General features: G+C 71.2%; 23 protein-coding genes, 2 tRNA genes and 1 pseudogene. 18 read left to right on the top strand and 8 right to left on the bottom strand.

The window, feature by feature from the left end; genetic code table 11:
- Nucleotides 1-212: 212 nt before the first annotated feature.
- The 5 genes from OHS81_RS11705 (at nt 213) to OHS81_RS11685 (ending at nt 3,991) form a co-directional block, all read left to right on the top strand.
- On the top strand, nt 213-2,441 hold the full coding sequence (locus OHS81_RS11705; protein WP_328384731.1) for an ATP-dependent DNA helicase UvrD2: 2,229 nt from the start codon (nt 213-215) through the stop codon (nt 2,439-2,441).
- 145 nt (nt 2,442-2,586) lie between these two features.
- Nucleotides 2,587-2,910 carry a hypothetical protein gene (locus OHS81_RS11700; RefSeq protein WP_328384730.1) on the top strand — a complete coding sequence of 108 codons (324 nt, stop codon included), beginning with the start codon at nt 2,587-2,589 and terminating at the stop codon, nt 2,908-2,910.
- Nucleotides 2,911-3,028: 118 nt separating this feature from the next.
- Nucleotides 3,029-3,382, top strand: coding sequence for a WhiB family transcriptional regulator (locus OHS81_RS11695; RefSeq protein WP_026169602.1), 354 nt, complete (start codon nt 3,029-3,031; stop codon nt 3,380-3,382).
- On the top strand, nt 3,379-3,696 hold the full coding sequence (locus OHS81_RS11690; protein WP_328384729.1) for a hypothetical protein: 318 nt from the start codon (nt 3,379-3,381) through the stop codon (nt 3,694-3,696). The genes OHS81_RS11695 and OHS81_RS11690 overlap by 4 nt, the downstream gene beginning before the upstream one ends.
- 97 nt (nt 3,697-3,793) lie before the next feature.
- Nucleotides 3,794-3,991 (top strand): hypothetical protein, encoded by a 198-nt coding sequence (locus OHS81_RS11685; RefSeq protein WP_328384728.1) that lies wholly within the window; start codon nt 3,794-3,796, stop codon nt 3,989-3,991.
- Between the two features lie 109 nt (nt 3,992-4,100).
- Here OHS81_RS11685 and OHS81_RS11680 read toward each other — a convergent pair whose 3' ends face one another.
- Together OHS81_RS11680 and OHS81_RS11675 are read right to left on the bottom strand one after the other, a co-directional pair.
- Complete coding sequence (locus tag OHS81_RS11680; protein ID WP_328384727.1) at nt 4,101-5,540, bottom strand: ABC1 kinase family protein; 1,440 nt, start codon at nt 5,538-5,540, stop codon at nt 4,101-4,103.
- Nucleotides 5,541-5,596: 56 nt separating this feature from the next.
- Nucleotides 5,597-6,724 (bottom strand): ThiF family adenylyltransferase, encoded by a 1,128-nt coding sequence (locus tag OHS81_RS11675; protein ID WP_328384726.1) that lies wholly within the window; start codon nt 6,722-6,724, stop codon nt 5,597-5,599.
- A 179-nt stretch (nt 6,725-6,903) separates the two neighbouring features.
- On the opposite strand from OHS81_RS11675, the gene OHS81_RS11670 reads away from it, so the two are divergent.
- From OHS81_RS11670 to OHS81_RS11655, 4 genes are all read left to right on the top strand, one after another.
- Complete coding sequence (locus OHS81_RS11670; protein WP_328384725.1) at nt 6,904-7,527, top strand: M48 metallopeptidase family protein; 624 nt, start codon at nt 6,904-6,906, stop codon at nt 7,525-7,527.
- Between the two features lie 112 nt (nt 7,528-7,639).
- Nucleotides 7,640-9,334: a TerD family protein gene (locus OHS81_RS11665; protein WP_328384724.1), complete on the top strand. Its 1,695-nt coding sequence runs from the start codon at nt 7,640-7,642 to the stop codon at nt 9,332-9,334.
- A gap of 15 nt (nt 9,335-9,349) precedes the next feature.
- Entirely contained in the window at nt 9,350-10,033 is a 684-nt protein-coding gene (locus OHS81_RS11660; protein WP_328384723.1) for an AIM24 family protein, read from the top strand.
- A gap of 20 nt (nt 10,034-10,053) precedes the next feature.
- Nucleotides 10,054-10,812 (top strand): AIM24 family protein, encoded by a 759-nt coding sequence (locus OHS81_RS11655; protein WP_328384722.1) that lies wholly within the window; start codon nt 10,054-10,056, stop codon nt 10,810-10,812.
- 161 nt (nt 10,813-10,973) lie between these two features.
- On the opposite strand, the gene OHS81_RS11650 is transcribed toward OHS81_RS11655, so the two are convergent.
- Complete coding sequence (locus OHS81_RS11650; RefSeq protein WP_328384721.1) at nt 10,974-11,504, bottom strand: NUDIX hydrolase; 531 nt, start codon at nt 11,502-11,504, stop codon at nt 10,974-10,976.
- Nucleotides 11,501-12,979 (bottom strand): zinc-dependent metalloprotease, encoded by a 1,479-nt coding sequence (locus OHS81_RS11645; protein ID WP_328384720.1) that lies wholly within the window; start codon nt 12,977-12,979, stop codon nt 11,501-11,503. Before OHS81_RS11645 ends, OHS81_RS11650 begins: the two co-directional genes overlap by 4 nt.
- A 192-nt stretch (nt 12,980-13,171) precedes the next feature.
- On the opposite strand from OHS81_RS11645, the gene OHS81_RS11640 reads away from it, so the two are divergent.
- The 4 genes from OHS81_RS11640 to OHS81_RS11625 all read left to right on the top strand — a co-directional run bounded on the left by OHS81_RS11640 (nt 13,172) and on the right by OHS81_RS11625 (nt 16,693).
- Nucleotides 13,172-14,323: an SDR family oxidoreductase gene (locus OHS81_RS11640; RefSeq protein WP_328384719.1), complete on the top strand. Its 1,152-nt coding sequence runs from the start codon at nt 13,172-13,174 to the stop codon at nt 14,321-14,323.
- A 104-nt stretch (nt 14,324-14,427) separates the two neighbouring features.
- A complete protein-coding gene (locus OHS81_RS11635) occupies nt 14,428-14,907 on the top strand; it encodes a molybdenum cofactor biosynthesis protein MoaE (RefSeq protein ID WP_328384718.1) in 480 nt (159 codons plus the stop codon).
- A 360-nt stretch (nt 14,908-15,267) separates the two neighbouring features.
- The gene (locus OHS81_RS11630) at nt 15,268-15,450 is read left to right on the top strand and encodes a hypothetical protein (RefSeq protein ID WP_088799843.1); all 183 of its coding nucleotides are present in this window, start codon (nt 15,268-15,270) and stop codon (nt 15,448-15,450) included.
- Between the two features lie 142 nt (nt 15,451-15,592).
- Nucleotides 15,593-16,693 carry a YlbL family protein gene (locus OHS81_RS11625; protein WP_328384717.1) on the top strand — a complete coding sequence of 367 codons (1,101 nt, stop codon included), beginning with the start codon at nt 15,593-15,595 and terminating at the stop codon, nt 16,691-16,693.
- A 130-nt stretch (nt 16,694-16,823) separates the two neighbouring features.
- Here the strand turns inward: OHS81_RS11625 and OHS81_RS11620 are convergent, their stop codons facing one another.
- Nucleotides 16,824-17,378: a PPA1309 family protein gene (locus OHS81_RS11620; RefSeq protein WP_328384716.1), complete on the bottom strand. Its 555-nt coding sequence runs from the start codon at nt 17,376-17,378 to the stop codon at nt 16,824-16,826.
- 214 nt (nt 17,379-17,592) lie between these two features.
- Here OHS81_RS11620 and OHS81_RS11615 point away from each other — a divergent pair, with 214 nt between their 5' ends.
- The 4 genes from OHS81_RS11615 to OHS81_RS11600 all read left to right on the top strand — a co-directional run bounded on the left by OHS81_RS11615 (nt 17,593) and on the right by OHS81_RS11600 (nt 22,864).
- The gene (locus tag OHS81_RS11615; protein WP_328384715.1) at nt 17,593-20,409 is read left to right on the top strand and encodes a UPF0182 family membrane protein; all 2,817 of its coding nucleotides are present in this window, start codon (nt 17,593-17,595) and stop codon (nt 20,407-20,409) included.
- Between the two features lie 108 nt (nt 20,410-20,517).
- Nucleotides 20,518-20,591 (top strand) — tRNA-Met (locus OHS81_RS11610).
- Nucleotides 20,592-20,822: 231 nt separating this feature from the next.
- Nucleotides 20,823-22,673 (top strand): tetratricopeptide repeat protein, encoded by a 1,851-nt coding sequence (locus OHS81_RS11605; protein ID WP_328384714.1) that lies wholly within the window; start codon nt 20,823-20,825, stop codon nt 22,671-22,673.
- A gap of 117 nt (nt 22,674-22,790) precedes the next feature.
- A tRNA-Met gene (locus OHS81_RS11600) sits at nt 22,791-22,864 on the top strand.
- A gap of 59 nt (nt 22,865-22,923) precedes the next feature.
- On the opposite strand, the pseudogene OHS81_RS37420 reads toward OHS81_RS11600, so the two are convergent.
- Nucleotides 22,924-23,091, bottom strand: a pseudogene (locus tag OHS81_RS37420) (ABC transporter substrate-binding protein); the annotation flags it as partial.
- A gap of 390 nt (nt 23,092-23,481) precedes the next feature.
- Entirely contained in the window at nt 23,482-23,901 is a 420-nt protein-coding gene (locus tag OHS81_RS11590; protein ID WP_328384713.1) for a Fur family transcriptional regulator, read from the bottom strand.
- A gap of 161 nt (nt 23,902-24,062) precedes the next feature.
- Here OHS81_RS11590 and OHS81_RS11585 point away from each other — a divergent pair, with 161 nt between their 5' ends.
- Nucleotides 24,063-25,526: a catalase gene (locus OHS81_RS11585; RefSeq protein WP_328384712.1), complete on the top strand. Its 1,464-nt coding sequence runs from the start codon at nt 24,063-24,065 to the stop codon at nt 25,524-25,526.
- A gap of 173 nt (nt 25,527-25,699) precedes the next feature.
- On the opposite strand, the gene OHS81_RS11580 is transcribed toward OHS81_RS11585, so the two are convergent.
- Nucleotides 25,700-26,101: a CBS domain-containing protein gene (locus OHS81_RS11580; RefSeq protein WP_328391071.1), complete on the bottom strand. Its 402-nt coding sequence runs from the start codon at nt 26,099-26,101 to the stop codon at nt 25,700-25,702.
- Nucleotides 26,102-26,237 lie beyond the last annotated feature (136 nt).

The raw sequence follows: 26,237 nt of genomic DNA, 5'->3' as shown, positions 1-26,237 counted from the left end.
GCTACCGTCCACCCGCTGCCGCTGCCGCTGCCGCTGCCGCTGCCGCTGCCGCTGCCGCTCTCCGCGCTCGCCACTCGCCGCTGAGAAAAGCAAAGCACCCTCCGCGGCCGCGTGCCGTCCGTTGTCCACAGGAGCCGTGATGCGTATGACCGGGGTGCGGCGGCTGTGGACGGGCTTCCCGGGCGGCCGCGCGGACCTGGCAGCATGGCGGGGTGACAGCAGCAACGGACTCCTCTCTTTTCCCGCAGGTGCCGGACTCGGCCGACGGGGTGCTCGACGGGCTCGACCCCGAGCAGCGCGAGGTCGCCACGGCTCTGCACGGTCCCGTCTGCGTGCTGGCCGGTGCCGGCACGGGCAAGACCCGCGCGATCACCCACCGGATCGCCTACGGCGTGCGGGCCGGGATCCTGCAGCCCGCGAGTGTGCTCGCAGTCACGTTCACGGCCCGCGCGGCCGGCGAGATGCGCGGCCGGCTGCGGCAGCTCGGCGCGGGCGGGGTCCAGGCCAGGACGTTTCACTCCGCTGCCCTGCGGCAGCTCCAGTTCTTCTGGCCGAAGGCCGTCGGCGGTGACGTCCCGCGGCTGCTGGAGCGCAAGATCCAGCTCGTCGCCGAGGCCGCCGCCCGCTGCGGCATCCGGCTGGACCGCAATGAGCTGCGCGACGTCACGGCCGAGATCGAATGGTCCAAGGTCACCCAGACCGTGCCGGCCGACTATCCCGCCGCCGTCGTCAAGGCCGGCCGCGAGGCCCCTCGTGACCCGGCCGAGGTCGGGCAGATCTACCGCACCTACGAACAGCTCAAGCGCGAGCGCGGCAGCATCGACTTCGAGGATGTGCTGCTGCTCACGGTCGGTGTGCTGCAGGACCGGCACGACATCGCCGAGCAGGTCCGGGCCCAGTACCAGCACTTCGTCGTCGACGAGTACCAGGACGTCAGCCCGCTCCAGCAGCGGCTGCTGGAGCTGTGGCTGGGGGACCGCGACACCCTCTGCGTGGTCGGCGACGCCGGCCAGACGATCTACAGCTTCACCGGCGCCACCCCGGACCACCTCCTCAACTTCCGCACCCGCCATCCGAACGCGACGGTCGTCAGGCTCGTCCGCGACTACCGCTCCAGCCCCCAGGTCGTGCACCTCGCCAACGGCCTGCTCTCCCAGGCCAAGGGGCGCGCCGCCGAGCAGCGCCTGGAACTGGTCTCGCAGCGCGAGGCCGGCCCCGAGCCCGTGTACACCGAGTACGCCGACGAGCCCGCCGAGGCCGAGGGCACCGCCCGCCGGATCCGCGACCTGATCGCCTCCGGCGTGCCCGCCGGGGAGATCGCCGTGCTCTTCCGTATCAACGCCCAGTCCGAGGTCTACGAGCAGGCGCTGGCAGACGCGGGGGTGCCGTATCAGCTGCGGGGCGCCGAGCGGTTCTTCGAGCGGCCCGAGGTGCGTGAGGCCGGCGTCAAGCTGCGCGGCGCCGCCCGCTTCGGTGCCAACGACGCGCTGCTCGACGACGCCATGGACCTGCCGTCCGAGGTGCGGGCGGTGCTCAGCGACATGGGCTGGACGAGCAGGCCGCCGGCCGGCTCCGGGGCGGTGCGGGACCGCTGGGAGTCCCTGGCGGCCCTGGTCCGGCTGGCCGAGGACTTCGCCAAGGCCCGGCCCGCGGCCACCCTCGCGGACCTCGTCGCCGAGCTGGACGAGCGGGCCAACGTCCAGCACGCCCCGACGGTCGAAGGGGTGACCCTGGCGTCCCTGCACGCCGCCAAGGGCCTGGAGTGGGACGCCGTCTTCCTGGTCGGCCTCACCGAGGGCATGCTGCCGATCACCTACGCCAAGACCGACGAGCAGATCGAGGAGGAGCGCCGGCTGCTCTATGTCGGCGTCACCCGCGCCCGGCTGCATCTGGGCCTGTCCTGGTCGCTGGCGCGCTCTCCCGGCGGGCGGGCCTCCCGCCGCGCCAGCCGCTTCCTCAGCGGCCTGCGGCCCGGGTCCGGGGCGGCGGCCGGCCGCCGTACGCCGGGCGCGCTCTCCGGGGGCGTCGAGCGCGGCGACGGGGCGGCGGCGGTGGCGCGGCGCCCCCGGCACCGCAGCCCGGCCCGCTGCCGGGTCTGCAACAAGACCCTCACCGACGCGGGCGAGATGAAGCTGATGCGGTGTGAGGACTGTCCCTCGGAGCTCGACGAGGCGCTTTACGAGCGGCTGTGCGCGTGGCGGGCCGAGCAGGCGGCGCGTTCCCGGCAGCCCGCCTACTGCGTCTTCACCGACAAGACGTTGATGGCGATCGCGGAGGCCGTGCCGGGAACCGAAGCGGAGCTTGCGGTCATCTCAGGAGTGGGGCGGCGGAAGTTCGACCGCTACGGCAGTGACGTGCTGGCAATCTGTGCCGGCGAGGAGCTCGTGGGGGCCTCGGAGGACGGGCCCGGGGACGCCGCGGAAAACTCGTCGGAAAAATAGTTTGCGCGCGCGGAGCGCATCCCCATAGCCTTCACAAGCAACGGAGACAACGGTTTCTTTCCGAGATCCGATGGATCCGTGCTGTACTTGAACACCCTGGAACGGGATTCCCGGTCCACCGAGACGCCGAGAGGAGGCGAGCCCAGTGATCAGCATCATCGAGACCAACAAAATGACCGATCTCTCGGTCGTCGCCACCTGCCCGCTCGGCTCCTCGCTCCTTGGTACCGGTATGTCCGGCTTCGGCCGCCTGTCCGGTATGGGAGTCGCGCGTCCCGAGTCCCTCGCTGTGCTGACGCGCGGCGAGCGGAGCGAGCGACCGACCGAGGCACCTGCGGTAGCAGCGGCGGCATCGGCGAATGCCTTTGTCTTCGCGGCGGCCAATGGTGCCGGATCCCGGAAGCAGTACCAGACGCAGCATGAAACGTGGGCCTACCGCGGCCACGAACCCTGGAGAGATCCAGCCTGATCGGCACGATCAGGTCGGCACCTTCCAGGGCCGCGGAACCCACACCGGGATCCGCGGCCCTTTTGTTTGCCCACGCGCCCGCCACCAGCCGGGCCGAACAGACGAGGAACACACCACCGTGCAACTGCAGACGCACACCCCGTCCGTAGCCACCGACCTGATCCCTCCGCCCGACCCTCAGGAGAACTCCTTGCTTCCCCTCACCGAGCTCGACGACGAGATCGACCGCCTCGGCGCCGCCGTTCCGTGCCGCACCTACGACCCCGAGGTCTTCTTCGCCGAGTCCCCGGCCGACGTCGAGTACGCCAAGACGCTGTGTCAGACCTGTCCGGTCCGTGAGGCCTGCCTCGCCGGTGCCAAGGACCGCCGTGAGCCGTGGGGCGTCTGGGGCGGCGAGCTCTTCGTCCAGGGCGTCGTCGTGCCGCGGAAGCGTCCGCGTGGCCGTCCGCGCAAGAACCCGGTCGCGGCATGAACACCATCGGCACAGGAACGATCGACCGTCCCCTCACCCGGGACCCCCAGAAGCAGGACCTCACGATGAACCCCTCCCTCACCGACACCCCCGTCCTTGTGAACACCGACGCGACCGAGTCGCGTCAGAACAGGAACCTCGCCATGCAACTCATCCCAGAAGCCCTGGCGCGTGCGCATATGCACCAACGCCTGCAGGAGGCCGAATCGGAACGCAGGGCGCATCGGCTCGCGGCCGCGCGGCGTATGCAGCGGCGCGCCGAGCGCGCGTCGCTCCGTGCCCGCCGGGCGCTGGCGATGGCCGTGATGCAGTAAGGCGCTGATGCCGCCACCCACGGGGTCCGCCCGACAGGGCGGGCCCCGCGGTGCGTTGTATCCCGTTTCGCGGGTCCGGCGGGGATATCGTCGGCTGGTGGACCAGAAGACGCATGAACGCGCGGAGTTGGCCGACGGGAACACGGTGTGCGCCGGCTGCGGCGCGGTCGCCGAGGGCGCCGGGCCGACCTGGACCTGCTCCGTCGAGAACGGTGAGCGCCGCTACTTCTGCGACACCTGTGCCCGGGAGAATATCCGGGCCATCGAAGGGCGCCTGGATTCCAGCTGGTGGTGAGGCCGGCCGCCCCCGGGGCCGACTGACCCGGGGCCGTCCCGTCCGCTCCGCCGGCCGGAGCGGACGGGACGGGCCTGTGCGGGGGCCTGTGCGGCGCGGCGGGCCCGGATCAGACCGTGGTCTCCTCGACGGACTCCTTCCCGAGGTCCGCAGTGATCTCGTCGTCCCCGGGGGTGCCGACACCGGCGACGTCCGGGGCGGCCGGCTCCTCCTCGGGCACAAAGCCGGGCAGCCACGCCTCCAGCTCGTCGCGCAGCCGTACCGTCGCGCCCAGCTGGCACAGCACCCCGATCGTGCTCAAGGTCACCCGGTGGATCAGGAGGTACGCGGGCGGCAGATTGAGCTGTTTGCCCAACTGGTGGGCGGGGGAGCGCGGATCCCCGATCCGGGTGGCCTGATGGCGCATCCAGCTCCGGGTGAAGGTGAAGTCGTCCACCAGGGCGGGCTCGATGATCGGCAGGAGATAGTCCAGCACCGCGTCCGGGTCCAGCGCGATGGACTCCTTGACGAAGCCCTCGTCGCACAGCAGCTGGTAGACGGCGTCCGCCTCGCCCTCCAGCGTCATCCGCAGCGAGGTCCCGATCGTCGGCGGCAGCCCCTCGGGCAGCCGGTCGACGGTGCCGAAGTCCAGCACCCCCAGCCGCCACTCCTCGACCGGGCCGTCCGGGAAGTCCCCGGCCAGCAGCCGGAAGTTGCCCGGGTGCGGGTCGGCGTGCAGCAGGCCCGTCCGGGCGGGGCCGGAGAAGAGGAAGCGGGCCAGCAGCTGACCGGCCCGGTCCCGCTGCTCGTCGGTGCCGTCCGCGATCACCTCCGACAGCGGCACCCCGTCCATCCACTCCGTCACCAGCACCTCGTCGCACTGGTGCACCACGGCCGGCACCACCACGTCCGGGTCGTCGGCGAACTCCTCGGCATGCGCCCGCTGGGCCGCTGCCTCCAGGGAGTAGTCCAGCTCCTCCGACACCCGGTCGCGCAGCTCGGTGATCAGCGGCTTGATGTCCATGCCCGGGATCAGCGGGCCCAGCAGCCGGGCGAACCGGCTCAGCTGTGCCAGGTCCGACAGCAGCGCCTGGCCGGCACCCGGATACTGCACCTTGACGGCCACCTCGCGGCCGTCGTGCCACACCGCACGGTGGACCTGCCCGATCGAGGCCGCCGCGGACGGCTTGTCCTCGAACTCCTCGAACAGCTCCCGCCAGTCCTCGCCGAGCCGCTCCGCCAGTACGGAGTGCACCGTGCTGGTGGGCATCGGCGGCGCCGCCTCCTGAAGCTTCGTCAGGGCGGCGCGGTAGGGGCCGGCGATCTCCTCGGGCAGCGCCGACTCGAAGACGGACAGCGCCTGCCCGAACTTCATCGCCCCGCCCTTCAGCTCACCGAGCACCTTGAAGAGCTGTTCCGCGGTGCGCTGTTGCAGCTCCCGGCCGACGATTTCGGCGGATCTGCCGCCGATCCGCTTGCCGAGGCCCCAGGTGGCACGGCCGGCGAACCCCAGTGGCAGCGCGGCCAGCTTGGCGGTGCGGGTGACCGCCTTGCGGGGAAGATCAGACATGTGCCCCTCCAACTCACACTGTCCCCCAACCGGGGTTACTCCGTCATTGTGGCGTGTCACGGCCGAGGATCCGAGGCGCCCGCCGCTCCGGGCGAACCGGCAGCGCCGCAGCCGCACTCCGGATGCGGCTCGATCCGCACCGTCCGCACGGTGGCACACGGTGCGGCGAGCTCCATCCGCGCCCCTGTGCACGGCGGCAGTTCACCGTCGAGGAACGTCAGCGCCTGGACGGCGGCGACCCCCGCGACCGCGGTCGCCAGCGCGGCATCGCAGGCCGGCACCGCGGGGGAACCACGTCCCGACCGCCACTGCGCCAGCAGCCGAGGCCAGGCCGGCTCCGCGTCCGTACGGCGTAGTTCATCGCAGCGGGCACAGGCCGAACCTCCGGGCAGTACCAAGGGACCCACCACACCCGTGCCCTCGATCACCCCCGCGTAAAGATGCGGGATGCCGGCGGTGAGCAGCGGCTCGGAGAGCACGGAATCGGGGGCGTACGCGCCGAGCCCGTCGCGCGGGGCGAGCACCACGAGGGACAGCCCGGGTTCGCCGGATTCGCTGACCGGGACCCTCGGCCGCGGGGTACGGGCCCAGGGGGAGCAGCGGGTGACCAGCCGTCGCGCCGCGGCGGCACGCCGCTCACCGGTCTGCTCGGCCGGCAGCCCGCCGGGCAGCACGTCCCACGGCTGGACCGTGCCGCCGTCGACCACCTCCACCCGGCCGGCCCCCGAGGCCGAGAGCAGCGCCGCGATCGCGGCGCCGACCCGCCCCGCCCCCTTGACCCGCACCCGGACCGCGCGACGCGCCCCCATCCGGCTCAGCGCTCCCGCGGGCTCCGGATGCCGCACCGAGAGGGACGCCAGGTCGGGCCGCAGCTGTTCGAAGGCGGCCTGGTCCGCCCGGACCGCCTCGGCCGGCGGGCCGCCGGCAGTCGGGGCCTCCAGCAGCCCGGCCGCGCCGAGCCGGTCCACCACACCCCGTACATGTTCGGGCGGGAGGTCCAGTAACGCGGCCTCCTCGATCAGTTGCTGCAGGCTGCGGGTGCCGTCGATCAGCGAGAGGAAACTTCCGGTCGCCGTATCGACCGGGCCGACCACCAGCGCATGCGCCGGCGCCACACCAAATCGCACCGTCTCCCTGTCCCGCCAGCCGCGCCGCAGCGCGGGCTTGAGCATCGGATGCCGCATATCCGCCCCCGTCCTTCGTCGTCCGGCTCCCAGCATGCGCCGTGCCGCGGATTCCTGCGGAAGTTATCCACAGGCAGGGGGTGCCGGTCGTACAAGCGGTGCACGCCATGGAGTGGTTCGGCGGGCGAACCGTCCGCGGGGCGGGACTTCCCGCACTGCCAGCGGGTAACGTCGGGCGCGTGCCCGCCGACCCTTCCCACGGCCCAGGGGAAACACCCCTGCGCCGCGCCGCCGACACATCGCGCGGGGCTCCTTCGAGCCCCCAGGCCCGCGGGTCGGGCACCAGCGCCGTCGAGGTGCGCCGCAGCTCACGGCGGCGCAGAACGGTCTCGGCGTACCGCGAGGGCAACCGCACGGTGGTCCTGATTCCGGCCCGTATGTCCGAGGCCGAGGAGCGGCGTTGGGTCACCGTCATGCTCGACAAGCTCGCCGCCCAGGAGAGCAAGCGGATGCTGGGCGACGGCGAGCTGGCCCGGCGTGCCGAGCGGCTGTCCGCCCAGTATCTGGACGGCCGCGCCGGCCCCGCGTCGGTGCGCTGGGTGACCAACCAGAACACCCGCTGGGGATCGTGCACCCCCGCGGAGGGCAGCATCCGCCTGTCGCACCGTCTCCAGGGCATGCCGGAGTACGTCGTCGACTACGTCCTGCTGCACGAACTCGCGCACCTGCTCGTTCCCGGCCACGGCCCCCGGTTCTGGCGGCTGCTGGAGGCCTACCCCCGTACGGAGCGGGCCCGCGGCTACCTCGAAGGGGTGGTCGCGGCCGACCGGCTGCCCCATCTGCCCGCCGCCCGCGACGACTGACGCGGCACCGGACGACATCCGCCGCGCCCCGCCATCGCCTGCTGTCGGCACCAGCGGTTAGCCTGGCCGCGCAGAAGGAACTCACAGCGGGAGCGGGGGACGGGCGTTACGTATGGCCAGGGAATTCCAGCGGGGCCACAAGGCCAAGATCGGTGATCTGACGGCGGGAACGGATCTGTACGTCGGCGTGCAGATCGCCGGACCCGGCCTGACCTTCGACATCAGCTGCTTCGGACTGGACGCCGACGAGCGGCTGTCCGACGACCGGTACTTCGTCTTCTTCAACCAGCCCAAGACACCGGAGGAGTCGGTCCAGCTGCTCGGGGCGCAGGCCGGCGACAGCGAGTCCTTCCGGGTCACCCTCGACAAGATCCCGCCGCACATCCAAAAGCTCTCCTTCACCGCCGCGCTCGACGGCGCGGGCCAGGTCTCGCAGATCGGCCCCGGCTACCTCCGGATCGTGGCGGGCGGCGAAGAGGTCGCCCGCTACTCCTTCACCGGCAGCGAGTTCAGCACCGAACGCGCCGTCATGCTCGGCGACTTCTACCTCAAGGACGTCTGGCGCTTCGCCGCCGTCGGCCAGGGTTTCGACGGCGGCCTCGAGGCGCTGCTGAAGAACTTCGGCGGCGAGGTCGCCGAAGAGGCCGAGGCCCCTGCGCCGCCCCCTGCGGCACAGGGCGCGCCCGGCTTCGCGCCGCCGCCCGGCGCGGCGGCCCCCGCGCCGTCCTTCGGGGTGCCCGCCGCCCCCGATCCGCAGCAGCCCGCGCCCGACTTCGGCCCGCCCCAGGGCGCGCCGCAAGCGCCCCCGGCCGCGCCGCAGCCCACCGAGCCGCAGGTGCACCACGCGCCCACCATCGCCGCGCCGCTGGCCCCGCCCGGTGTGCCCGGCCCGCCCGGCCAGCAGCCGCCGGCCCCGTACGGCCAGCCGGCCCCGGGGCAGGACCCGTACGGCCAGCAGCAGACCGCACCCGGCGGATTCCCCGGTCAGCAGGCCCCGCAGGCACCGCCCTACGGCCAGCCCGCCCCGCCGCCCGGTGGATACGGGCCCCCGCAGGGCCGGCCCGCCCCGTACGGCCAGCCGGGACAGCAGCCTCCGGGCGCCCCGTACGGCGGCGGCCAGGCCCCGGCCGTCCCCCAGGGCGGCGGCCCCGGCCTCGGTGTCGTGCTGGACAAGTACAAGGAGGCCCCCACCGGCCAGCGCTGGACCCCGCAGAACAGCAAGCTGATCCGCGTCGACCTCGGCGTCGACGGCCAGCCGGTGCTCGCCCGTCAGGGCAGCATGGTGCTCTACCAGGGCAAGGTCGACTTCGGCTACAAGGGCGCCGGCTTCCGCGGCCGGATCGTCGGCAACGCCACCGGCCAGGAAATGCAGCTGATGCGCTGCACCGGCCAGGGCCAGGTCTTCCTCGCCGAGAACAGCGCCCACGTCCACCCCATCGAGCTGCAGGGTGACGCCATCTGTGTGTCCGCCGACAGCGTCCTCGCCTTCGACGAGTCGCTGCAGCACGAGGTCCGCAGGATCGAGGGCCACGGCATCCCCGGTGGCGCCCTGTTCACCATGCAGTTCCAGGGGACCGGCACCCTCGTCGTCAAGACCCAGGGCACCCCGGTCGTGCTGCCGGTCACCCCGACCACCTTCGCCGACGCCAACGCCATCGTGGCCTGGTCCGCGGGCTCGCAGGTGATCATCTCCAGCCAGGTGAGCCTGCGGCGGCACGCCTTCCCCGGCCACTCGGGCGAGACCGTGAACCTCCAGTTCCGCGGTGCGCCCGGCAACTTCATCGTCGTCCAGCCCTACGAGGTCTGAGGGAGCCCGCACGTCATGAACCAGCAGCAGCTGTCGGGCTACGCCCCGACTCCGCCCGCCGCCCGCATGGAGAACCACGGCAGCGCCATGGTGAAGATCGCCATGCAGAGCGGCCAGGACGTCTTCGCACGCACCGGCTCGATGGTCGCCTACGAAGGCTTCGTCCAGTACGAGCCGAACCCGCCCGCCGTACGCCAGATGGCCTCCCAGTGGCTCACCGGCGAAGGCGCACCCCTGATGAAGTGCTCCGGAGACGGTCTGCTCTACCTCGCCGACTACGGCGCCGACGTGGTCTGCATCAACCTCGACGGCGACTCGCTCTCCGTCAACGGCACCAACCTCCTCGCCTTCGACGCGCAGCTCCAGTGGGGCGTGCAGCGCGTCAAGGGCATGGCGAAGTTCGCCGGCCAGGGCCTCTTCAACGTCGGGATCTCCGGCACCGGCTGGGTCGCCCTGACCTCCCGGGGCACGCCCATCGTCGTCGACTGCGGCCGCGGCGAGGACGAGACCTATGTGGACCCGGACGCCCTGGTCGCCTGGTCGACCCACCTGAAGATGAAGGGCAAGCGCAGCTTCAAGGCGTCCTCGATGATCGGGCGCGGCAGCGGCGAGGCATACCAACTGGGCTTCTCCGGCCAGGGGTTCGTCGTCGTCCAGCCCAGCGAGGACAGCACCGACCGGCTCCGGGCCCGGGGCTGAGGGGGAGGACCGAACACGCCATGCAGAGTCCGCTTTTCGCCTTCACCGAGGCGCAGACCCAGGACCGCTACGTCCTGCAGAACAGTCAGCTGCTGCGCGTCGCCCTCCAGGGCCACGAAGACCTCCTCGCCCGTAAGGGCGCCATGGTCGCCTACCAGGGGCTGCTCGAATTCGACGGCAACTACACGACGCCCGGCCAGCAGCGCGCCCGCGCGCACTCCGGCGAGGGCCTGGATCTGATGCGCGTCTCCGGGCAGGGCACGGTCTATCTGGCCAACCTCGCCCAGTACGTCCATGTGGTCGACGTCGACCACGACGGCCTGACCGTCGACAGCAGTTACGTCCTGGCGCTGGACTCCGGCCTCCACTGGGAGGTCGTCTCCGTCGACAGCCAGTACGGCATCTCCGGCACCGGCAAGTACCAGCTCAACATCTCCGGGCGGGGCAAGGTGGTCCTGATGACCTCCGGCGAGCCGCTGATGCTGCAGGTCACGCCCGACAAGTACGTCAACGCCGACGCCGACGCGGTGGTGGCCTGGTCCGCTTCGCTGCGGGTGCAGATGCAGGCGCAGACGCACTCCTCCGGGGTGTTGCGCCGGCGCGGCAACACGGGCGAGGGCTGGGAACTCAGCTTCCTCGGCCAGGGCTACGCACTGGTGCAGCCCAGCGAGCTGCTGCCGCCGCAGAACGCCGTCGTCGGCTCCGGTGTGGCCGCCCAGTTCGGTATGGGCCAGCAGGGCGCGCGGGGCATGAACCAGGGCAACATCTTCACCAACTGAGCGCCTGCGAAGTGCCGTTGACGCATGCGCTGCGGCGCCCGCCCCGGAAAGGGCGGGCGCCGCAGCGCGTGCGCGGCCGGGGCGCCGCCGTCCGTCGGCCAGGTCGCCACCCGTCCAGCGGGCCAGGGTCGCTGCTGTCCAGTGGAGCGCGCAGGTGCCGCCTAGAGAAGAGCGCGGGTGCGCTCGACCAGCCGCACCACCGACGCATCGGCGACGCCGGGCACCTCGTCGTACGCGAACCACCGCAGATCCAGTGACTCGTCGCTGATCGCCGCCACGGCGTCCGCCGGAGCCGACGCCGCGTACTGCACGTCCAGATGCACCGCACACGGCGTCCGATGGCGGTCCAGCCGCACCGGGCCGCCGGGCAGCAGCGTCAGACCCCGGGCGATCCCCGACTCCTCGCGTGCCTCCCGCAGCGCCGCCTCGGCCAGCGAGGCGTCCTCCGGCTCGCAGTGGCCGCCCATCTGCAGCCACATCTCCAGCTTGCGGTGCAGGGTCAGCAGCACCCGGCCGCCGGCCGGATCGATCACCAGCGCGCTGGCCGTGAGGTGCCCGTCCTTGCAGGGCTTCCACATGCCGTCCTGATGGGCGGCGAGATGGTCCAGATACGCCAGCCGCAGCTGTTCCTGTTCGGGCGACGGCGCGGGCCACTCCTTGAGCACCCGCGCCGCGTCCTCGCGCAGACTCACTTGCCGCCGTCCCCCTTGCTCTCGCCGGACGCCTCGTCCGGGCCGTCGTCCTCCCGGGCGGACGTGCCCGGGTCCGGCTTGCCCAGATCGGGCTTGCCGCCGCTCGCGGCCTCGCCGAGCATCTTGTCGAGCTCGGAGAAGTCCGGCTGCTCGTGGTGGACGAACCCGTCCGGGTCGTCCAGGTCCGCCGCCGTCGGCAGCATGTCCGGGTGCTCCCACAGGCCGTCGCGGCCCTCCAGGCCCCGCGCGTCCGTCAGCGACGCCCACAGCCGCGAGGCGTCCCGCAGCCGCCGCGGACGCAGCTGCAGACCGATCAGCGTGGAGAACGTCTGCTCGGCGGGGCCACCGCTGGCCCGGCGCCGCCGCAGCGTCTCACGGAGCTTGTCCGCCGACGGCAGATGCGGCTTGGCGGCGGCGTGCACCACCGCGTCCACCCAGCCCTCGACGAGGGCCAGTGCGGTCTCCAGCCGGGCCAGCGCCGCCTTCTGCTCCGGGGTGTCCTCGGGCTGGAACATGCCCTGCTGAAGGGCGTTCTGCAGCTCCTCGGGATGCTGCGGATCGATCTGGCCGACCACGTCCTCCAGCTTGGTGGTGTCGACCTTGATGCCGCGCGCATAGCCCTCGACGGCACCGAACAGATGCGAGCGCAGCCACGGCACATGGGCGAAGAGCCGCTGGTGGGCGGCCTCGCGCAGGGCCAGATACAGCCGCACTTCCTCTTCCGGCACGCCCAGGCCCTCGCCGAACCTCGCGATGTTCCCCGGCAGCAGCGCGGCCTTGCCGGCCGGCCCCAGCGGAAGCCCGATGTCCGTCGAACCGACGACCTCGCCGGCCAGCACGCCCAGCGCCTGGCCGATCTGGGTGCCGAACATCGCGCCGCCCATGGAACGCATCATCCCGAGCAGCGGGCCCGCCATGGCCTGCATCTCCCCGGGCAGGACATCACCCATGGCCGCTCCGACGCGCTCGGCGAGCGGGTTGACCAGGTCCTTCCATACCGGGAGGGTTTCCTCGACCCACTCCGCGCGGCTCCAGGCCACCACGGAGCCGGAGCCCGACGGCAGCGACGTCACACCGTCCAGCCACAGGTCGGCGAGGCGTACGGCCTCCTCGACCGCGCTGCGCTCACCCGGCGACAGGCTCGCGTCCTTGCTGCCGTCCTCGGCGCCCTGCGCGACGGTCTGCCGCGCAATGTCCTTGGCCATGTCCCAGTTCACCGGGCCGCCCTCGTAGGAGAGCATCTGTCCGAGCTTCTGGAAGGCGGCTCCCAGGTCGCCAGGGTTCATTTCGCCGCCGGGGCCGCCCATGCCGCCGAAGAGCGCCGCGAACGGATTGTCCGCGCCACCGCTCCCGCCGCCGAACCCGAAGGGGTCCGCGGGGCCCTGGCTACCTCCCTGGCCGCCCTTCTTCTTGCCGTTGTCGCCGTCCTCCGGCTCCTCCGGCGGAAGGCCGAATCCAAATGGGGTGTCACTCACGGGTTTCCTCGGCTCGTAGGGCCGCCGACCAGGTGGCCGACGGCGGCTGCCCGACATCACCTCCAGCGTAGACACCCGGACCGCTTCGGGGCTCGGTGCTTCGCTGTCCCGGTGGCTGGGGCAGGATGGACGCCACCTGGTGCGCACGCATGACCACACGTCCGCACTGAAGACAACCGCTGGAGACGCCCGGTGAGTTCCCCAGATCCGACCGTTCGCGCAGCGCGAAACGCTGCGGCCCAGACCGAGAAGGCAGGCAATGGCGCAGGTGGGGCCATGGACCGGCCACTGCGCCGGCCCGTGGTGGCCGTCACCGGAGCCGCCTCCGGAGTCGGTGCGCTGCTCACCCGCGCCCTGGTCGCCTCCGACGAGGTCAAGGAGGTGGTGGCCATCGACGAGCGGCGCGGCGACGTCGCCGAGGCGCACTGGCACGTCCTGGACGTCCGGGACCCGGCCATCGCCGACAAGCTGCGCGGCGCCGACGTCGTCGTCCACCTGGCGCTCGACCTCGACCTGGAGACCGACGACGCGGCGCGCACCGCGTACAACGTGCGCGGCACCCAGACCGTGCTCACCGCCGCCGCGGCCGCCGGCATCCACCGGGTGGTGCTGTGCACCTCCGCCATGGTGTACGGGGCGCTGCCCGACAATGACGTTCCCCTGGCCGAGGACGCCGAACTGCGGGCCACTGCGGACGCCACCGGTGTCGGCGACCTCCTGGAGATCGAGCACCTGGCGCACCGTGCGCCCCGCGCGCACCCCGGCCTGAACGTCACCGTGCTGCGCCCCACCGTCCTGGTGGGCGGCACGGACACCGCGCTGACCCGTTACTTCGAATCGCCCCGACTCCTGGTCGTCGCCGGATCCCGGCCCGCCTGGCAGTTCTGCCACGTCGAGGACCTGGTCAGCGCCCTGGAGTTCGCCGCGCTGGAGAAGGTCGACGGCGAGCTGGCGGTGGGCTGCGACGGCTGGCTGGAACAGGAGGAGGTCGAAGAGCTCTCCGGTATCCGGCGCATGGAACTGCCGTCCTCGGTGGCCCTGGGCGCCGCCGCCCGCCTGCACCGCATCGGCCTGACGCCGTCCCCCGCGGGCGACCTCGCGTACACGATGCATCCATGGGTGGTCAGCGGCAGCCGGCTGCACGATGCGGGCTGGCGCCCCCGGTGGACGAACGAGGAGGTGCTCGCCGAGCTCCTGGAGGAGGTCGCCGGACGGCACACCGTCGCGGGCCGCAGGCTGGGCCGCAAGGACGCCACCGCCGCGGGCGCCGCCGGAGCCACCGTTGCCCTCCTGGGCACCGCCGCCCTGGTACGCCGTGCCCGTAAGGCCCGCCGCCGTATCTGAGCGCAACCGGGCCCGCCGGGCTGGAGAAGTCTCCATACGGCGCCCGGGACGACCGGCGGAACCGGCAATACCCCCACCGTGCCCGCGTACGGCACGATGGGGGTATGTCTGGCATGCGCTCCCCTTCGTCCCCCGGCCGCGACCACCCCGGTGAGCAGGCTGCGCCGGACCCGGTCAGGCTCCTGGAGATCCGCGAGCGCGCGCTGTCCGTGGACGAGGTGTTCGCGGCCGTGGGGGACTCGGCGGCCGGCGGTACGGCCCTGTTCGTCGGGACGGTCCGCTCGCACGACAACGGCGCCGACGTCGAGGGCCTGGGCTACTCCGCGCACCCGACGGCCGAGGCGGAGATGCGCCGGATCGCCGAGAAGGTGATCGCCGACTTCCCGGTGCGGGCGCTGGCCGCCGTCCACCGTGTGGGTGATCTGCGCATCGGTGATCTGGCGGTGGTGGTCGCGGTGTCCTGCCCGCACCGCGGCGAGGCGTTCGAGGCCTGTCGCAGGATGATCGACGACCTCAAGCACGAGGTGCCGATCTGGAAGCACCAGACGTTCTCCGACGGAACCGAAGAATGGGTGGGGGCGTAGCCCCTCATCGGGGGGTGGAGGTCGGGCGACGGGAGGGCGGGTGGGGGCGTAGCCCCTCATCGGGGGGTGGAGGTCGGGCGACGGGAGGGCGGGTCGGAGCCCAGGGACCGGAGGGGGCCGCAGCGCTCCGGCACCGGAGGTCCGGCCCGGTGCGTAAGGCCGCTTTCCCGGGGCAGGCGACAGGACAGACGCGCAGGCAGTGGCCCTGTGGCCACGGGGTGGTGGCCTCCGAACGCGAGGCTGAACCGGTGCCTTGTGTTCCGGTTGCGTAACCCGCCCCCTGGCGTGAGCGTTGACCCAGCAGATGGTTAATCTGCTTATTCGTCGATCGCGGTCGTACAAGGGGTTGGGAGGTCGCTGATGGGTGCGCTCCTCTGGTTGCTGATTCCGGTCGGTGCGGGGCTGATTGCCGCGGTGTGGAGCAGCTGGGCCCTACGGCACCGCAAGGCCGGGGATGTCGCGGAACTCGCGGGCTACGCCCGGTTCCGTGACGCCATGGAAAAGGAGCACTCCGTTCCCGACCCCGCCTCGGACCCCGTCTGACGTTCCCGCGCCGGGTGCGCGAAAGCCGAACCCGGACTTCTTGCGATGACCCTGGCGTACGGGCGGGCCCACGGCCGGGCGTTCGCCCTCGTACGGACGGCCCCGCGGGCCGGTTGTCATACCCGTCCCGTACTGTCGTTCCATGCCACGCCGCACCGCGACGCTGCTCGCCTCGATCCTGATGCTGATCGCGCTGCTCTGCGCCGGGGTGCTGATCCCCGTGCCCTACTCCGAGATGTCACCGGGGCCGACGGTCAACACCCTCGGTGATCACGACGGTGAGCCAGTGCTGCAGATCTCCGGACGCAAGACGTACCCGACGACCGGTCATCTCAACATGACCACCGTCCGCGTCACCGGCCCCGACTACCGCATGAATCTCCTCGAAGCGGTGTACGGCTGGCTCGACCACGACAACGCCGTGGTGCCGCACAAGACGCTCTACCCCGAGGGGCAGACGGCCGAGCAGGCCGACCAGGAGAACGCCGAGGAGTTCAGCCAGTCCCAGGAGAGCGCCAAGGCCTCCGCCCTCAACCAGCTGCACATCCCGGTCGCCACCCAGACCGTGGTCGGTTCCGTCGTCAAGGACAAGCCGGCCGACGGGCGGCTGCACGCGGGCGATGTGATCAAGGCGGTGGACGGCACGCACGTCAAGCAGGCCGGTGACGTCGCCAAGCTCGTCACCCGGCACAAGCCGGGCGAGAAGGTGGTCTTCACGATCATCCCGGCCAAGGACGCCGCCGCGGCGGAGAAGCGGGGCAAGAAGCCCGTGACCGGCGCGAAGCAGATCACGGTCAGCACGCAGAAGGCGGACGACGGCCGCGCCATCGTGGGTATCCAGGCCCAGGTGGATCACACCTTCCCGTTCCCCATCGACGTCAAGCTGGCCGATGTCGGCGGCCCGAGCGCCGGGCTGATGTTCGCGCTCGGCATCGTCGACAAGCTCACGCCCGGGGACCTGACCGGCGGCAAGTTCGTGGCCGGCACGGGCACCATCGACGACAAGGGCAAGGTCGGCCCGATCGGTGGCATCTCGATGAAGACGGTCGGTGCGCGCGACAAGGGCGCCCAGTACTTCCTGACGCCCAAGGAGAACTGCGCCGCCGCGGCCAAGGACACCCCGAAGGGGCTCGCCCTGGTCAAGGTCGGCACCATAGGCGACGCCGTCAAGGCGCTGGAGAAGATCCGCAAGGGCGACGCCGCGGGCCTGCCGAGCTGCAGCAGCCCCGCGGGCCACGCCTAGGGGGGTGTCGCCCCGATCACCCCGCGAGCCCGGCATGACCGGGGAGACACCCCCTAGGTCCTGAATACCGGGCCGGTGCCCGGGCCACGACGCGCACGTCAGGCCCGGGCCGCCGCCCGGCAGGCCGCCGTCAGCCCTCGAACGTCGCCGCCAGCGCTTCCGCGAGGCCCGGCACCAGCGCCGAGCCGGTGAGTACCTCGGACGTGGAGTCCTTCTCGCGCAGCCGCAGCGCCGAGTCGCGCCGGCCGTCCCGCAGCACGGCCACCGTCATCCGGACCTCCTGGCGGTCCGGGTGCTCGGCGACCCACTTGGCGAGCTGCGCCTCGTCCATGCCCGAGGGCTCGGAGTCCTCGGCGGACGGCGGCAGCATCAGCCGCTCCACGGTCAGCGCGCAGCCGGTGACGGCGTCGGGCCAGGCAATGGTGGCCAGGAACTCGTCCAGCGGGACGCCCGCCGGGATCTCGTCCTGCTCCACGGGGGTCAGGGACGTGGTGGTGGAGTCGTCGATGCCGAGCTGGGCGGCGAGCGAGGGCTCCTGCGCACGGAGCTTGGCGGTGTCGACGAGGGCGAACAGTCGGGCGGGCTGATCCCAGCCGAGCCCGGCGCTGTACTCGTCGATCTCGAGTACCGCGCGGGTCAGGGGGTCGGCGGCGAGGGGGGTGCCGTCAACGGGGAGGTTGGTCATGCTCAACATCGTGCCTTGTGTACCCCGGAAAGCGGGAACTGAGTAAAGCCTTCGTAAGTTGCATCGGTGGGTCCTACTATCGCCGGGCCTGCTCCACACGACAGCGAACTTCGAGGTGCGCACCTTGGCTTTCCAGATGCCGGACCGCGGCGGAGGCCCGACAGGGCCACGGATCAGAGTCGGCCGACCATCGCGGCGGATCCGGACCCTGCTCATGACATTGGGTGTGCTGGCCGTACTGGCCATGCTTTTCGTGATGTTTGCGGGGTTCTGGACCGATTGGCTCTGGTACCGCTCGGTCAAGTACTCCTCGGTCTTCACCACCACCCTGTGGACCAAGATCGGCCTGTTCTTCGCCTTCGGCGTCCTGATGGCCGTGGCCGTCGGGGTCAACGTCTGGCTCGCGTACCGGCTGCGGCCGCCGCTGAGCGCGATGTCCGTGGAGCAGCAGAGCCTGGACCGCTACCGGATGGGTATCGCGCCCTTCAAGAAGTGGGCGCTGATCGCGGTCACCGCGGTGATCGGCCTGATCGCCGGTGCCTCCGCCTCCGGGGAGTGGCGGACCTATCTGCAGTGGGTCAACGCCGTGCCCTTCGGCAAGACGGACCCGCAGTTCGGCATGGACATCGCGTTCTACACCTTCGACCTGCCCTGGTACCGCTTCCTGCTGAGCTTCGGCTTCGCCTGCGCGGTGCTGTGTCTGGTCGCCGCGGCGCTGACCCACTACCTCTACGGCGGACTGCGGCTGACCAGCCCCGGCTCGCGGGCGACCGCGGCGGCCACCGGCCATCTGTCGGTGCTGCTGGGCATTTTCGTCTCGCTCAAGGCGATCGCGTACTGGCTCGACCGGTACGGCCTGGCGGTCAAGTCCAGCGGCCTGAAGTCGGCCGACAACTGGACGGGCCTGCGGTACGTCGACGCCAATGCCTACCTCCCGGCGAAGACGATCCTGTTCTTCATCGCGGCGATCTGCGCGGTGCTGTTCTTCGCCACCCTCTGGCGGCGGACGTGGCAGCTGCCGGTGATCGGCTTCGGTCTGATGGTGCTCTCCGCGATCCTCATCGGCGGGCTGTACCCGGCGATCGTGCAGAAGTTCCAGGTCCAGCCGAACGAGCAGGCCAAGGAAGCGCCGTACATCAAGCAGAACATCAAGGCGACCCGGGACGCCTACGACATCCAGAATTCCGAGGTCACGCCGTACAAGGGCGACTACAAGCCCGCCGACAAGGCGGACAGTCAGCGGCTGCGCGATGACGCCGACACCACGGCCAGCATGCGTCTGCTCGACCCGAACGTGGTCTCACCGGCCTTCCAGCAACAGCAGCAGGTGCGCGGGTACTACCAGTTCCCCTCCACCCTCGACGTCGACCGCTACAAGGACGAGGACGGTGCCGAGCAGGACACCGTCATCGGTCTGCGTGAGCTGAACATCGCGGGCATCCCCGAGCGCAACTGGATCAACGACCACTTCAAGTACACCCACGGCTACGGCGCGGTCGCCGCCAAGGGGACCGAGGCCGCCGACGGCGGCGGCCCCAAGTACACCGAGTCGGATCTGCCGGCCAAGGGGCAGCTCGGCTCGTACCAGCAGCGGGTGTACTACGGCGAGAAGACCTCGCAGTACTCCATCGTCGGCGGTCCGCAGAAGGAACTGGACTACTCCGACGACAGCGGTGAGAAGAGCTACAGCTACCGGGGCAACAGCGGCGTCAGCCTCTCCAACCCGGTCAACCGCGCCGCCTACGCGGCGGCGTTCGGGGAGCCGCAGATCCTCTACTCCGGAGCGATCGGCAAGGGCTCACGGATCCTGTACAACCGCACGCCCAAGGAGCGCGTCGAAGCCGTCGCCCCCTGGCTGACCATCGACGGCGACGCCTACCCGGCGGTCATCAACGGCCGGATCAAGTGGATCGTCGACGCCTACACCACCAGCAACGGCTATCCGTACGCCTCGCGCACCACGCTCGGGGACAGCACGGCCGATTCGCTCACCGACGGCCAGCGGGCGGTGGTGGCCCAGCAGAACCAGGTCAACTACATCCGCAACTCCGTCAAGGCGACGGTGGATGCCTACGACGGTTCGGTGAAGCTCTACCAGTGGGATGAGAAGGACCCGGTCCTCAAGACCTGGATGAAGTCGTTCCCGGGCACGGTCGAGAAGAAGAGCGCCATCAGCCCGGCGCTCAAGGAGCACCTGCGCTACCCGCAGGACCTCTTCAAGGTGCAGCGCCAACTGCTGACCACCTACCACGTCACGGACCCGGGCACCTTCTACACCGGCTCGGAGCGCTGGCAGATTCCGAACGACCCGACGACCAAGTCGGGCAACGCGGTACCGCCGTACTACCTGAGCATGAAAATGCCGGACCAGAAGAACCGGGCGTTCTCCCTGACGACGAGCTTCACGCCCAACAAGCGCGACAACCTCGGTGCGTTCATGGCCGTCGACGCCAATGCGACCAGCGGCGACTACGGCAGGATCAGACTGCTCAAACTGCCCTCGCAGACGCCGGTGCCCGGCCCGCAGCTGGTGCAGTCGAAGTTCAACTCCGATCCGAACATCGCCAATGAGCTCAATATCCTCAAGAAACTCGGCGACTCGGAGATCGAGTACGGCAATCTGCTGACCGTGCCGCTGGACGGCGGACTGCTCTACGTCGAACCGGTGTATCTGCGCGGTGCCAACACCAACTACCCGCTCCTGAAGAAGGTGTTGGTCAGCTACGGCGACAACAAGCCCGTCCTGGAGGACTCCCTCAAGGACGCGCTGGACGTGGTCTTCGGCAAGAAGGCGCCCAGTACGGGTTCCCAGAACCCGCCGGGCGGCGGCGACACCGGGACCGGACAGCAGCCCCCGTCGGGCCAGACGGTGCAGCAGGCCCTGGGCGACGCACAGAAGGCCTACGAGGAAGGCGAGAGGGCGCGCACCTCGGGCGACTGGGCCGGTTACGGCGAGGCCCAGAAGAAGCTCAAGGCGGCGCTGGACCGGGCGGCGAAGGCGTCCCAGAAGGGCGGCAAGCCGGCCGGCTGACCCCGCCGTCCGCCCCCTGGCCCCGTGGCCGCCGGTTCGCGCCGGTGGCCGCGGGGCCGCGGTGGTGCAGAGCCGTCCCGCAGCCGTGATACGTTGAGGACACAACAGCGCGGGGTGGAGCAGCTCGGTAGCTCGCTGGGCTCATAACCCAGAGGTCGCAGGTTCAAATCCTGTCCCCGCTACTGAAGACGAAGGCCCGGATCCTCAGGGATCCGGGCCTTCGTCATGTCTTCATGCCGTCATCCCGTCATGTCTTCGGGTTCGTTACCGGTCAAAGCCGGGTCGCGCGGCCGATGTGGGGAAGGTGTGTGCTTGAGTTTGCCAAGTCGTCGTGTCGGGAAGTCGACAAACCGCTGAAGTGACCTCACTGGCTGCGGTATACCAGGTGTACGCGGGTTACAGGTGATGCGACGATGGGTCTTATGGGGGACAAGGCAAGGTTGTTGGAGACGGACCGGTTTGTGCATGCGCCCGACGACGGGCGCGAATCCGAGCTGCCGATCGACGCGATGGAGGCCGCGGAGGCCGCCGAAGCGTCCGATGCCGTGACCGAGTCCGGCCACCGCCGGGCCGCCGAGGCGGGCGACACCGCCGCCATGAGCGCCCTGGGTGCGATGCTGCTGCGCCGCGGTGACCTCGACGGCGCCGAGCCGCATCTGCGGTCCGCGGCCGCCGCCGGCGACCGCGCCGCGGCCAACAACCTCGGCGTGCTGCTGCACCAGCGGGGCTACGGCGACGAGGCGGCGGGCTGGTGGCGGATCGCGGCCGTCGCGGGCTCCGCCGCCGCGGCGCACGCCCTCGGGCGCCACTACCGCGAGCGCGGCGACGAGCCGGCCGCCGAGTACTGGCTGCGCCAGTCCGCCGAGTCCGGGCACTGCCTGGGCGCGTACGCCCTGGCCGACCTGCTGGAGCACCGCGGCGACATCGGCGCCGAGCGCTGGTTCCGTACGGCCGCCGAGCGCGGCCACCGTGAGGCCGCGTACCGCCTGGCCCGGCTCATCGAGGACGGCCGCGACACGGACCGGCGTGCGGTCCCCGCGTACGGCGAGCTGAACCGGCAGGAGGAGGCCGAGCAGTGGTACCGCCAGGCCGCCGCGCGGGGGCACCGGCGGGCCGCGCTGCAGCTCGGTGCGCTGCTGGAGGACCGCGGCGACGTCCAGGAGGCGGGCCGCTGGTACCTGTCCGCCGCCAAGGACGGCGAGGCGCGCGCGGCCTGTGCGCTGGGCTTCCTGCTGCGTGATGCGGGGGACGAGGAGAGCGCCGCCGAATGGTGGCGGCGGGCGGCCCAGGACGGCGATGGCAACGCTGCCAACGCGCTGGGAGCGCTGCACGCCGACCGGGGCGAACTGCAGACCGCTGAGCGCTGGTACCGCGTCGCGCTGGACGCCGGGGACGTCAACGGCGCCTACAACATCGGGCTGCTCTGCGCCGAGCAGGGCCGGGAGGGGCGCGGCGAGCAGTGGTACCGCCGGGCCGCCTACGCCGGGCACCGCGAGGCCGCCAACGCGCTGGCCATCCTGCTGCTGCAGCGCGGTGACGCCGCGGGAGCCGAGCCGTGGTTCTCCAAGGCGGCCGAGGCGGGCAGCGTCGATGCCGCGTTCAACCTCGGCATCCTCTTCGCCGGGCGTGGTGCGGAGCGCATGGCGCACACCTGGTACGAGCGGGCGGCCGCGGCCGGGCACACGGAGGCGGCCCTCCAGGTCGCCATCGTGCAGCTGCGGGACGGTGCGCTGCAGGACGCGGAGCGCAATCTGCGCTGTGCGGCCGGTGGCGGCAGCTCCGAGGCGGCCTTCCGGCTCGCGGACCTGCTCGACCGCCGGGCGGCGGCCGCGGGCGAGGGGCTGGCGGACAGCGAGCGCACGGCGGACGACGAGAGCGTGCAGTGGTACGAGCGAGCCGCCCGCCAGGGCCACCGGCGCGCCCAGGTCCGGGTCGGCATGTTCGCGGCGGCCCGCGGGGACGCCGTCGAGGCCGCCGAGTGGTACCGCGCGGCGGCCGAGGCCGGCAGCCGCAACGGTGCCTTCAACCTCGGGCTGCTGCTGGCCCGCGAGGGCAGCCTTCCCGAGGCCGCCCTGTGGTGGCAGCGTGCCGCCGAGACCGGCCATGGCCGGGCGGCGCTGCGGCTGGCGCTGCTCGCCGCCCGGCGCGGTGCGCTCGCGGAGGCGCAGAGCTGGTGTGCGCGCGCCGTCGAACTGGGGCCGCCGGAGGTGGCGGAGCGTGCGGCGCGGCTGCGGGCGGCGCTCCAGGAGGAGCTCAGCGCGTAGCGTGCGCCCCGGGGGTGTCCGGGATGCCCGGGGCCGGTCCACAGGGCCGGGTCCCGGGCCGCGCGGAAGGAATTTGCGCTGGTCGTCGGCCCGGGGTTAGAGTAAGGGCAACAACGACGCGGGGTGGAGCAGCTCGGTAGCTCGCTGGGCTCATAACCCAGAGGTCGCAGGTTCAAATCCTGTCCCCGCTACTGAAGACGAAGGCCCGGATCCTTGAGGATCCGGGCCTTCGTCGTGCGTGCTGCCGTGGTTACCCCGGTATCCGGTGGCCGACCGCTTCGGCGTAGAGACTGCGGTCGACGAGCCGGTTCTCCGGAAGCGGGGCACCCCTGGTGACGCCGGCCTCGCGGTAGGCCTTCTGGGGCCGGTCCGCGGCGCCCTTTCTGATCTCCCAGTCCGTCCGGAGCGACGGCACCGAGGTCGGGACCAGATTCGGGCCGTACGGGGCGCCGCCCAGGGGTCGAGGGTGGCCGGCGCCTTGCTGCCGCGGCCGGCCCTGCGGGCCAGGGCGCGGGACCGCAGGCCCGGTGGCCGGAAAGCGCGGCATGCCGACGATATGACGGCCCGTCAGATTTAGGCAGGGGTCGTGCGGGCATGGGTGCGGGGTGAGCTGATGTACGGATGGGGCGTATGCGGGATGGGCCGATGCGCGGGACGGGCCGGTGCGGGGGGTGTGGTGACGGGAGGGCGGTCGGCGGGCGGGCCGGGCACGCGAAGGAGCCCGCGGCCGGGTGGGCGCGGGCTCGACGGTGCGTATGGCGCGGCGGGGTGCACGGGCGGCCGGGGCGGGCGCCGGTGTGCCCCGGCGTCAGGACGGGGCGCTGCAGGCGGGGCAGATGCCCCGGTAGGTCACGGTGACCTCGGAGACCTGGAAGCCGTAGCGCTCCGGCTCGGGCAGGGCCAGGAGCGGGTCGCCCTGGACGTGGACGTCGCGGATCGTGCCGCACCGCGAGCAGATCAGGTGCTGGTGGTCGTGGTGGGCGTTGGGGTCGTAGCGCTTGGCCCGGCCGTCCGTGCTCACCTCGATCACCTCACCGAGCGAGACCAGCTCGCCCAGGGTGTTGTAGACCGTGGCGCGGGAGATCTCGGGGAGCCGGTCGGATGCCAGCGCGTGCACCTCGTCGGCGGTGTAGTGGACGTGGTCCCCGTCGAGGACCTCGGCGACGACGCGTCGCTGCGCGGTCAGCCGCCAGCCGCGTCCTCGGAGCCGTTCCAGCAGGTCACTCATGCCATTCACCTATCAGTCAGATAAAGCCAGGGTAGCAGTGGTAGGTCCATGACCGGATCGAGTACTGCTTTCGCATTCTTCTTGACTTAGACATTGTCCAATGTAGGATCGTGATCGGCGCAAGCCAAGGGCAGGTGCAGAAGACTTTCCAGGAGGCGCAAGTGTCGGTAGAGAGCACCACCGGACCGCTGACCACGGAGTCCGGGGCTCCGGTCGGGGACAACCAGAACAGCGAGACGGCCGGCATCGGCGGTCCCGGCCTCATCCAGGACCAGCTCCTGATCGAAAAGCTCGCGCACTTCAACCGCGAGCGCATCCCGGAGCGCATCGTGCACGCCCGCGGCGCCGCCGCGTACGGCACGTTCACGGTGACCGCGGATGTGACCAAGTACACCCGCGCCCACTTCCTCTCCGAGGTCGGCAAGCAGACCGAGACCTTCCTGCGCTTCTCCACCGTCGCGGGCAACCTCGGCTCGGCCGACGCGGTGCGTGACCCGCGCGGTTTCGCGCTGAAGTTCTACACCGAAGAGGGCAACTACGACCTCGTCGGCAACAACACCCCGGTGTTCTTCATCAAGGACGCCATCAAGTTCCCCGACTTCATCCACACCCAGAAGCGCGACCCGTACACCGGCTCGCAGGAGGCGGACAACGTCTGGGACTTCTGGGGCCTGTCGCCGGAGTCCACCCACCAGGTCACCTGGCTGTTCGGAGACCGCGGCATCCCCGCCTCCTACCGCCACATGAACGGCTACGGCTCGCACACCTTCCAGTGGAACAACGCCGCCGGTGAGGTCTTCTGGGTCAAGTACCACTTCAAGACCGACCAGGGCATCAAGAACCTCACCCAGGCCGAGGCCGACAAGCTCGCCGGTGACGACGCCGACAGCCACCAGCGCGATCTGCGTCAGTCCATCGAGCGGGGCGACTTCCCGAGCTGGACCGTCCAGGTGCAGATCATGCCCGAGGCCGACGCGGCCAGCTACCGCTTCAACCCGTTCGACCTGACCAAGGTCTGGCCGCACGAGGACTACCCGCCGATCGAGATCGGCAAGCTGGAGCTCAACCGCAACCCGCAGAACATCTTCGCCGAGGTCGAGCAGTCGATCTTCTCCCCGCACCACTTCGTGCCGGGTATCGGCCCGTCTCCCGACAAGATGCTCCAGGGCCGTCTCTTCGCCTACGGCGACGCCCACCGCTACCGCGTCGGCATCAACGCCGACCACCTCCCGGTGAACCGCCCGCACGCCACCGAGGCGCGCAGCCACGGCCGGGACGGTGTGCTCTACGACGGCCGGCACGCGGGCGCGAAGAACTACGAGCCCAACAGCTTCGGCGGCCCGAGCGAGACCGGCCGCCCCCTGTGGCAGCCGGCCACCGTGACCGGCCCCACCGGCGAGCAGGCCGCGCCCTCGCATGCCGAGGACACCGACTTCGTCCAGGCCGGCACGCTCTACCGCCTGATGTCGGAGGACGAGAGGGAGCGCCTGATCGACAACCTGGCGGGCTTCATCTCCCAGGTCTCCCGCGACGACATCGCCCAGCGGGCGATCGAGAACTTCCGCAAGGCGGACGCGGACTACGGCAAGCGGCTGGAAGCCGCGGTCCAGGCCCTGCGCGGCTGAGCTGGGCTCCCTTTTGCGGCTAAGCCTCCCCCAGCTACCGCTGGGAGGTGCCCCCAGCCGCTCTCGCGGAGGTGGTGGCGCGCCGTGGGGGTTGCTCAACTGTCGCTGCCGTACATAAGCGAAGAGGCCGGATGCCAGTGGGCTCCGGCCTCTTCGTGCGTCCGGCCCCGTGCTCAGGCCGGTACGGCGTCGGCCCGTTCCGTGGCGGCCGACCAGCAGCGGATGATGTCGCGTACGGACACCACGCCGACCGGTTCATGGTCGTTGAGCACGATCAGATGGCGGAAGCCGCCGCGCACCATGGCGTCCGCGGCGTCGTCGAGGGTCCAGTGCGGAGCGGCGAAGACCACGTCCGAGGTGGTGTGGGTCTGGGCGGTCTCCCGGTCGGGGTTCTCGCCCGCGCCGAGGGAATTGAGGATGTCGCGCTCGGTGAGGATGCCGATGCCGCTGTTGTCGTTGTCGAGGACCACGGCCGCGCCGATGCGGCGGGCCGCCATCAGCTGAGCCGCCTGCCGGAGGGTGTGAGCGGGCCCGATGGTGAGGACCACCGTGCTCATGGCGTCTTTGACGTGCATGGGCATGGAGTGGAGCCACCTCCTTGGTGAATGTGCCTTGCGAAGGGATTCACAAGTTCACAAAGTGGGGGATTCTCATGTTCACATGCCTGTGTCGATGCAACAAGGGGCAACTGCGGGACGGGTGTCCGAATAT

Source organism: Streptomyces sp. NBC_00400 (assembly GCF_036048035.1).
In the GTDB taxonomy this organism is placed as follows: Bacteria; Actinomycetota; Actinomycetes; order Streptomycetales; family Streptomycetaceae; genus Streptomyces.
Note: the sequence above shows the minus strand (reverse complement) of the source record. Positions and strands in the feature narration are given on the sequence as shown.

Bases quoted from the DNA above. Each gene is read 5' to 3' on its own strand.
- OHS81_RS11690 (WP_328384729.1), top strand. From the start codon at position 3,379: ATGAACACCATCGGCACAGGAACGATCGACCGTCCCCTCACCCGGGAC.
- OHS81_RS11680 (WP_328384727.1), bottom strand. From the start codon at position 5,540: ATGTCTGATCTTCCCCGCAAGGCGGTCACCCGCACCGCCAAGCTGGCC.
- OHS81_RS11675 (WP_328384726.1), bottom strand. From the start codon at position 6,724: ATGCGGCATCCGATGCTCAAGCCCGCGCTGCGGCGCGGCTGGCGGGAC.
- OHS81_RS11665 (WP_328384724.1), top strand. From the start codon at position 7,640: ATGGCCAGGGAATTCCAGCGGGGCCACAAGGCCAAGATCGGTGATCTG.
- OHS81_RS11660 (WP_328384723.1), top strand. From the start codon at position 9,350: ATGAACCAGCAGCAGCTGTCGGGCTACGCCCCGACTCCGCCCGCCGCC.
- OHS81_RS11655 (WP_328384722.1), top strand. From the start codon at position 10,054: ATGCAGAGTCCGCTTTTCGCCTTCACCGAGGCGCAGACCCAGGACCGC.
- OHS81_RS11635 (WP_328384718.1), top strand. From the start codon at position 14,428: ATGTCTGGCATGCGCTCCCCTTCGTCCCCCGGCCGCGACCACCCCGGT.
- OHS81_RS11630 (WP_088799843.1), top strand. From the start codon at position 15,268: ATGGGTGCGCTCCTCTGGTTGCTGATTCCGGTCGGTGCGGGGCTGATT.
- OHS81_RS11625 (WP_328384717.1), top strand. From the start codon at position 15,593: ATGCCACGCCGCACCGCGACGCTGCTCGCCTCGATCCTGATGCTGATC.
- OHS81_RS11620 (WP_328384716.1), bottom strand. From the start codon at position 17,378: ATGACCAACCTCCCCGTTGACGGCACCCCCCTCGCCGCCGACCCCCTG.
- OHS81_RS11615 (WP_328384715.1), top strand. From the start codon at position 17,593: ATGACATTGGGTGTGCTGGCCGTACTGGCCATGCTTTTCGTGATGTTT.
- OHS81_RS11605 (WP_328384714.1), top strand. From the start codon at position 20,823: ATGGGTCTTATGGGGGACAAGGCAAGGTTGTTGGAGACGGACCGGTTT.
- OHS81_RS11590 (WP_328384713.1), bottom strand. From the start codon at position 23,901: ATGAGTGACCTGCTGGAACGGCTCCGAGGACGCGGCTGGCGGCTGACC.
- OHS81_RS11580 (WP_328391071.1), bottom strand. From the start codon at position 26,101: ATGCACGTCAAAGACGCCATGAGCACGGTGGTCCTCACCATCGGGCCC.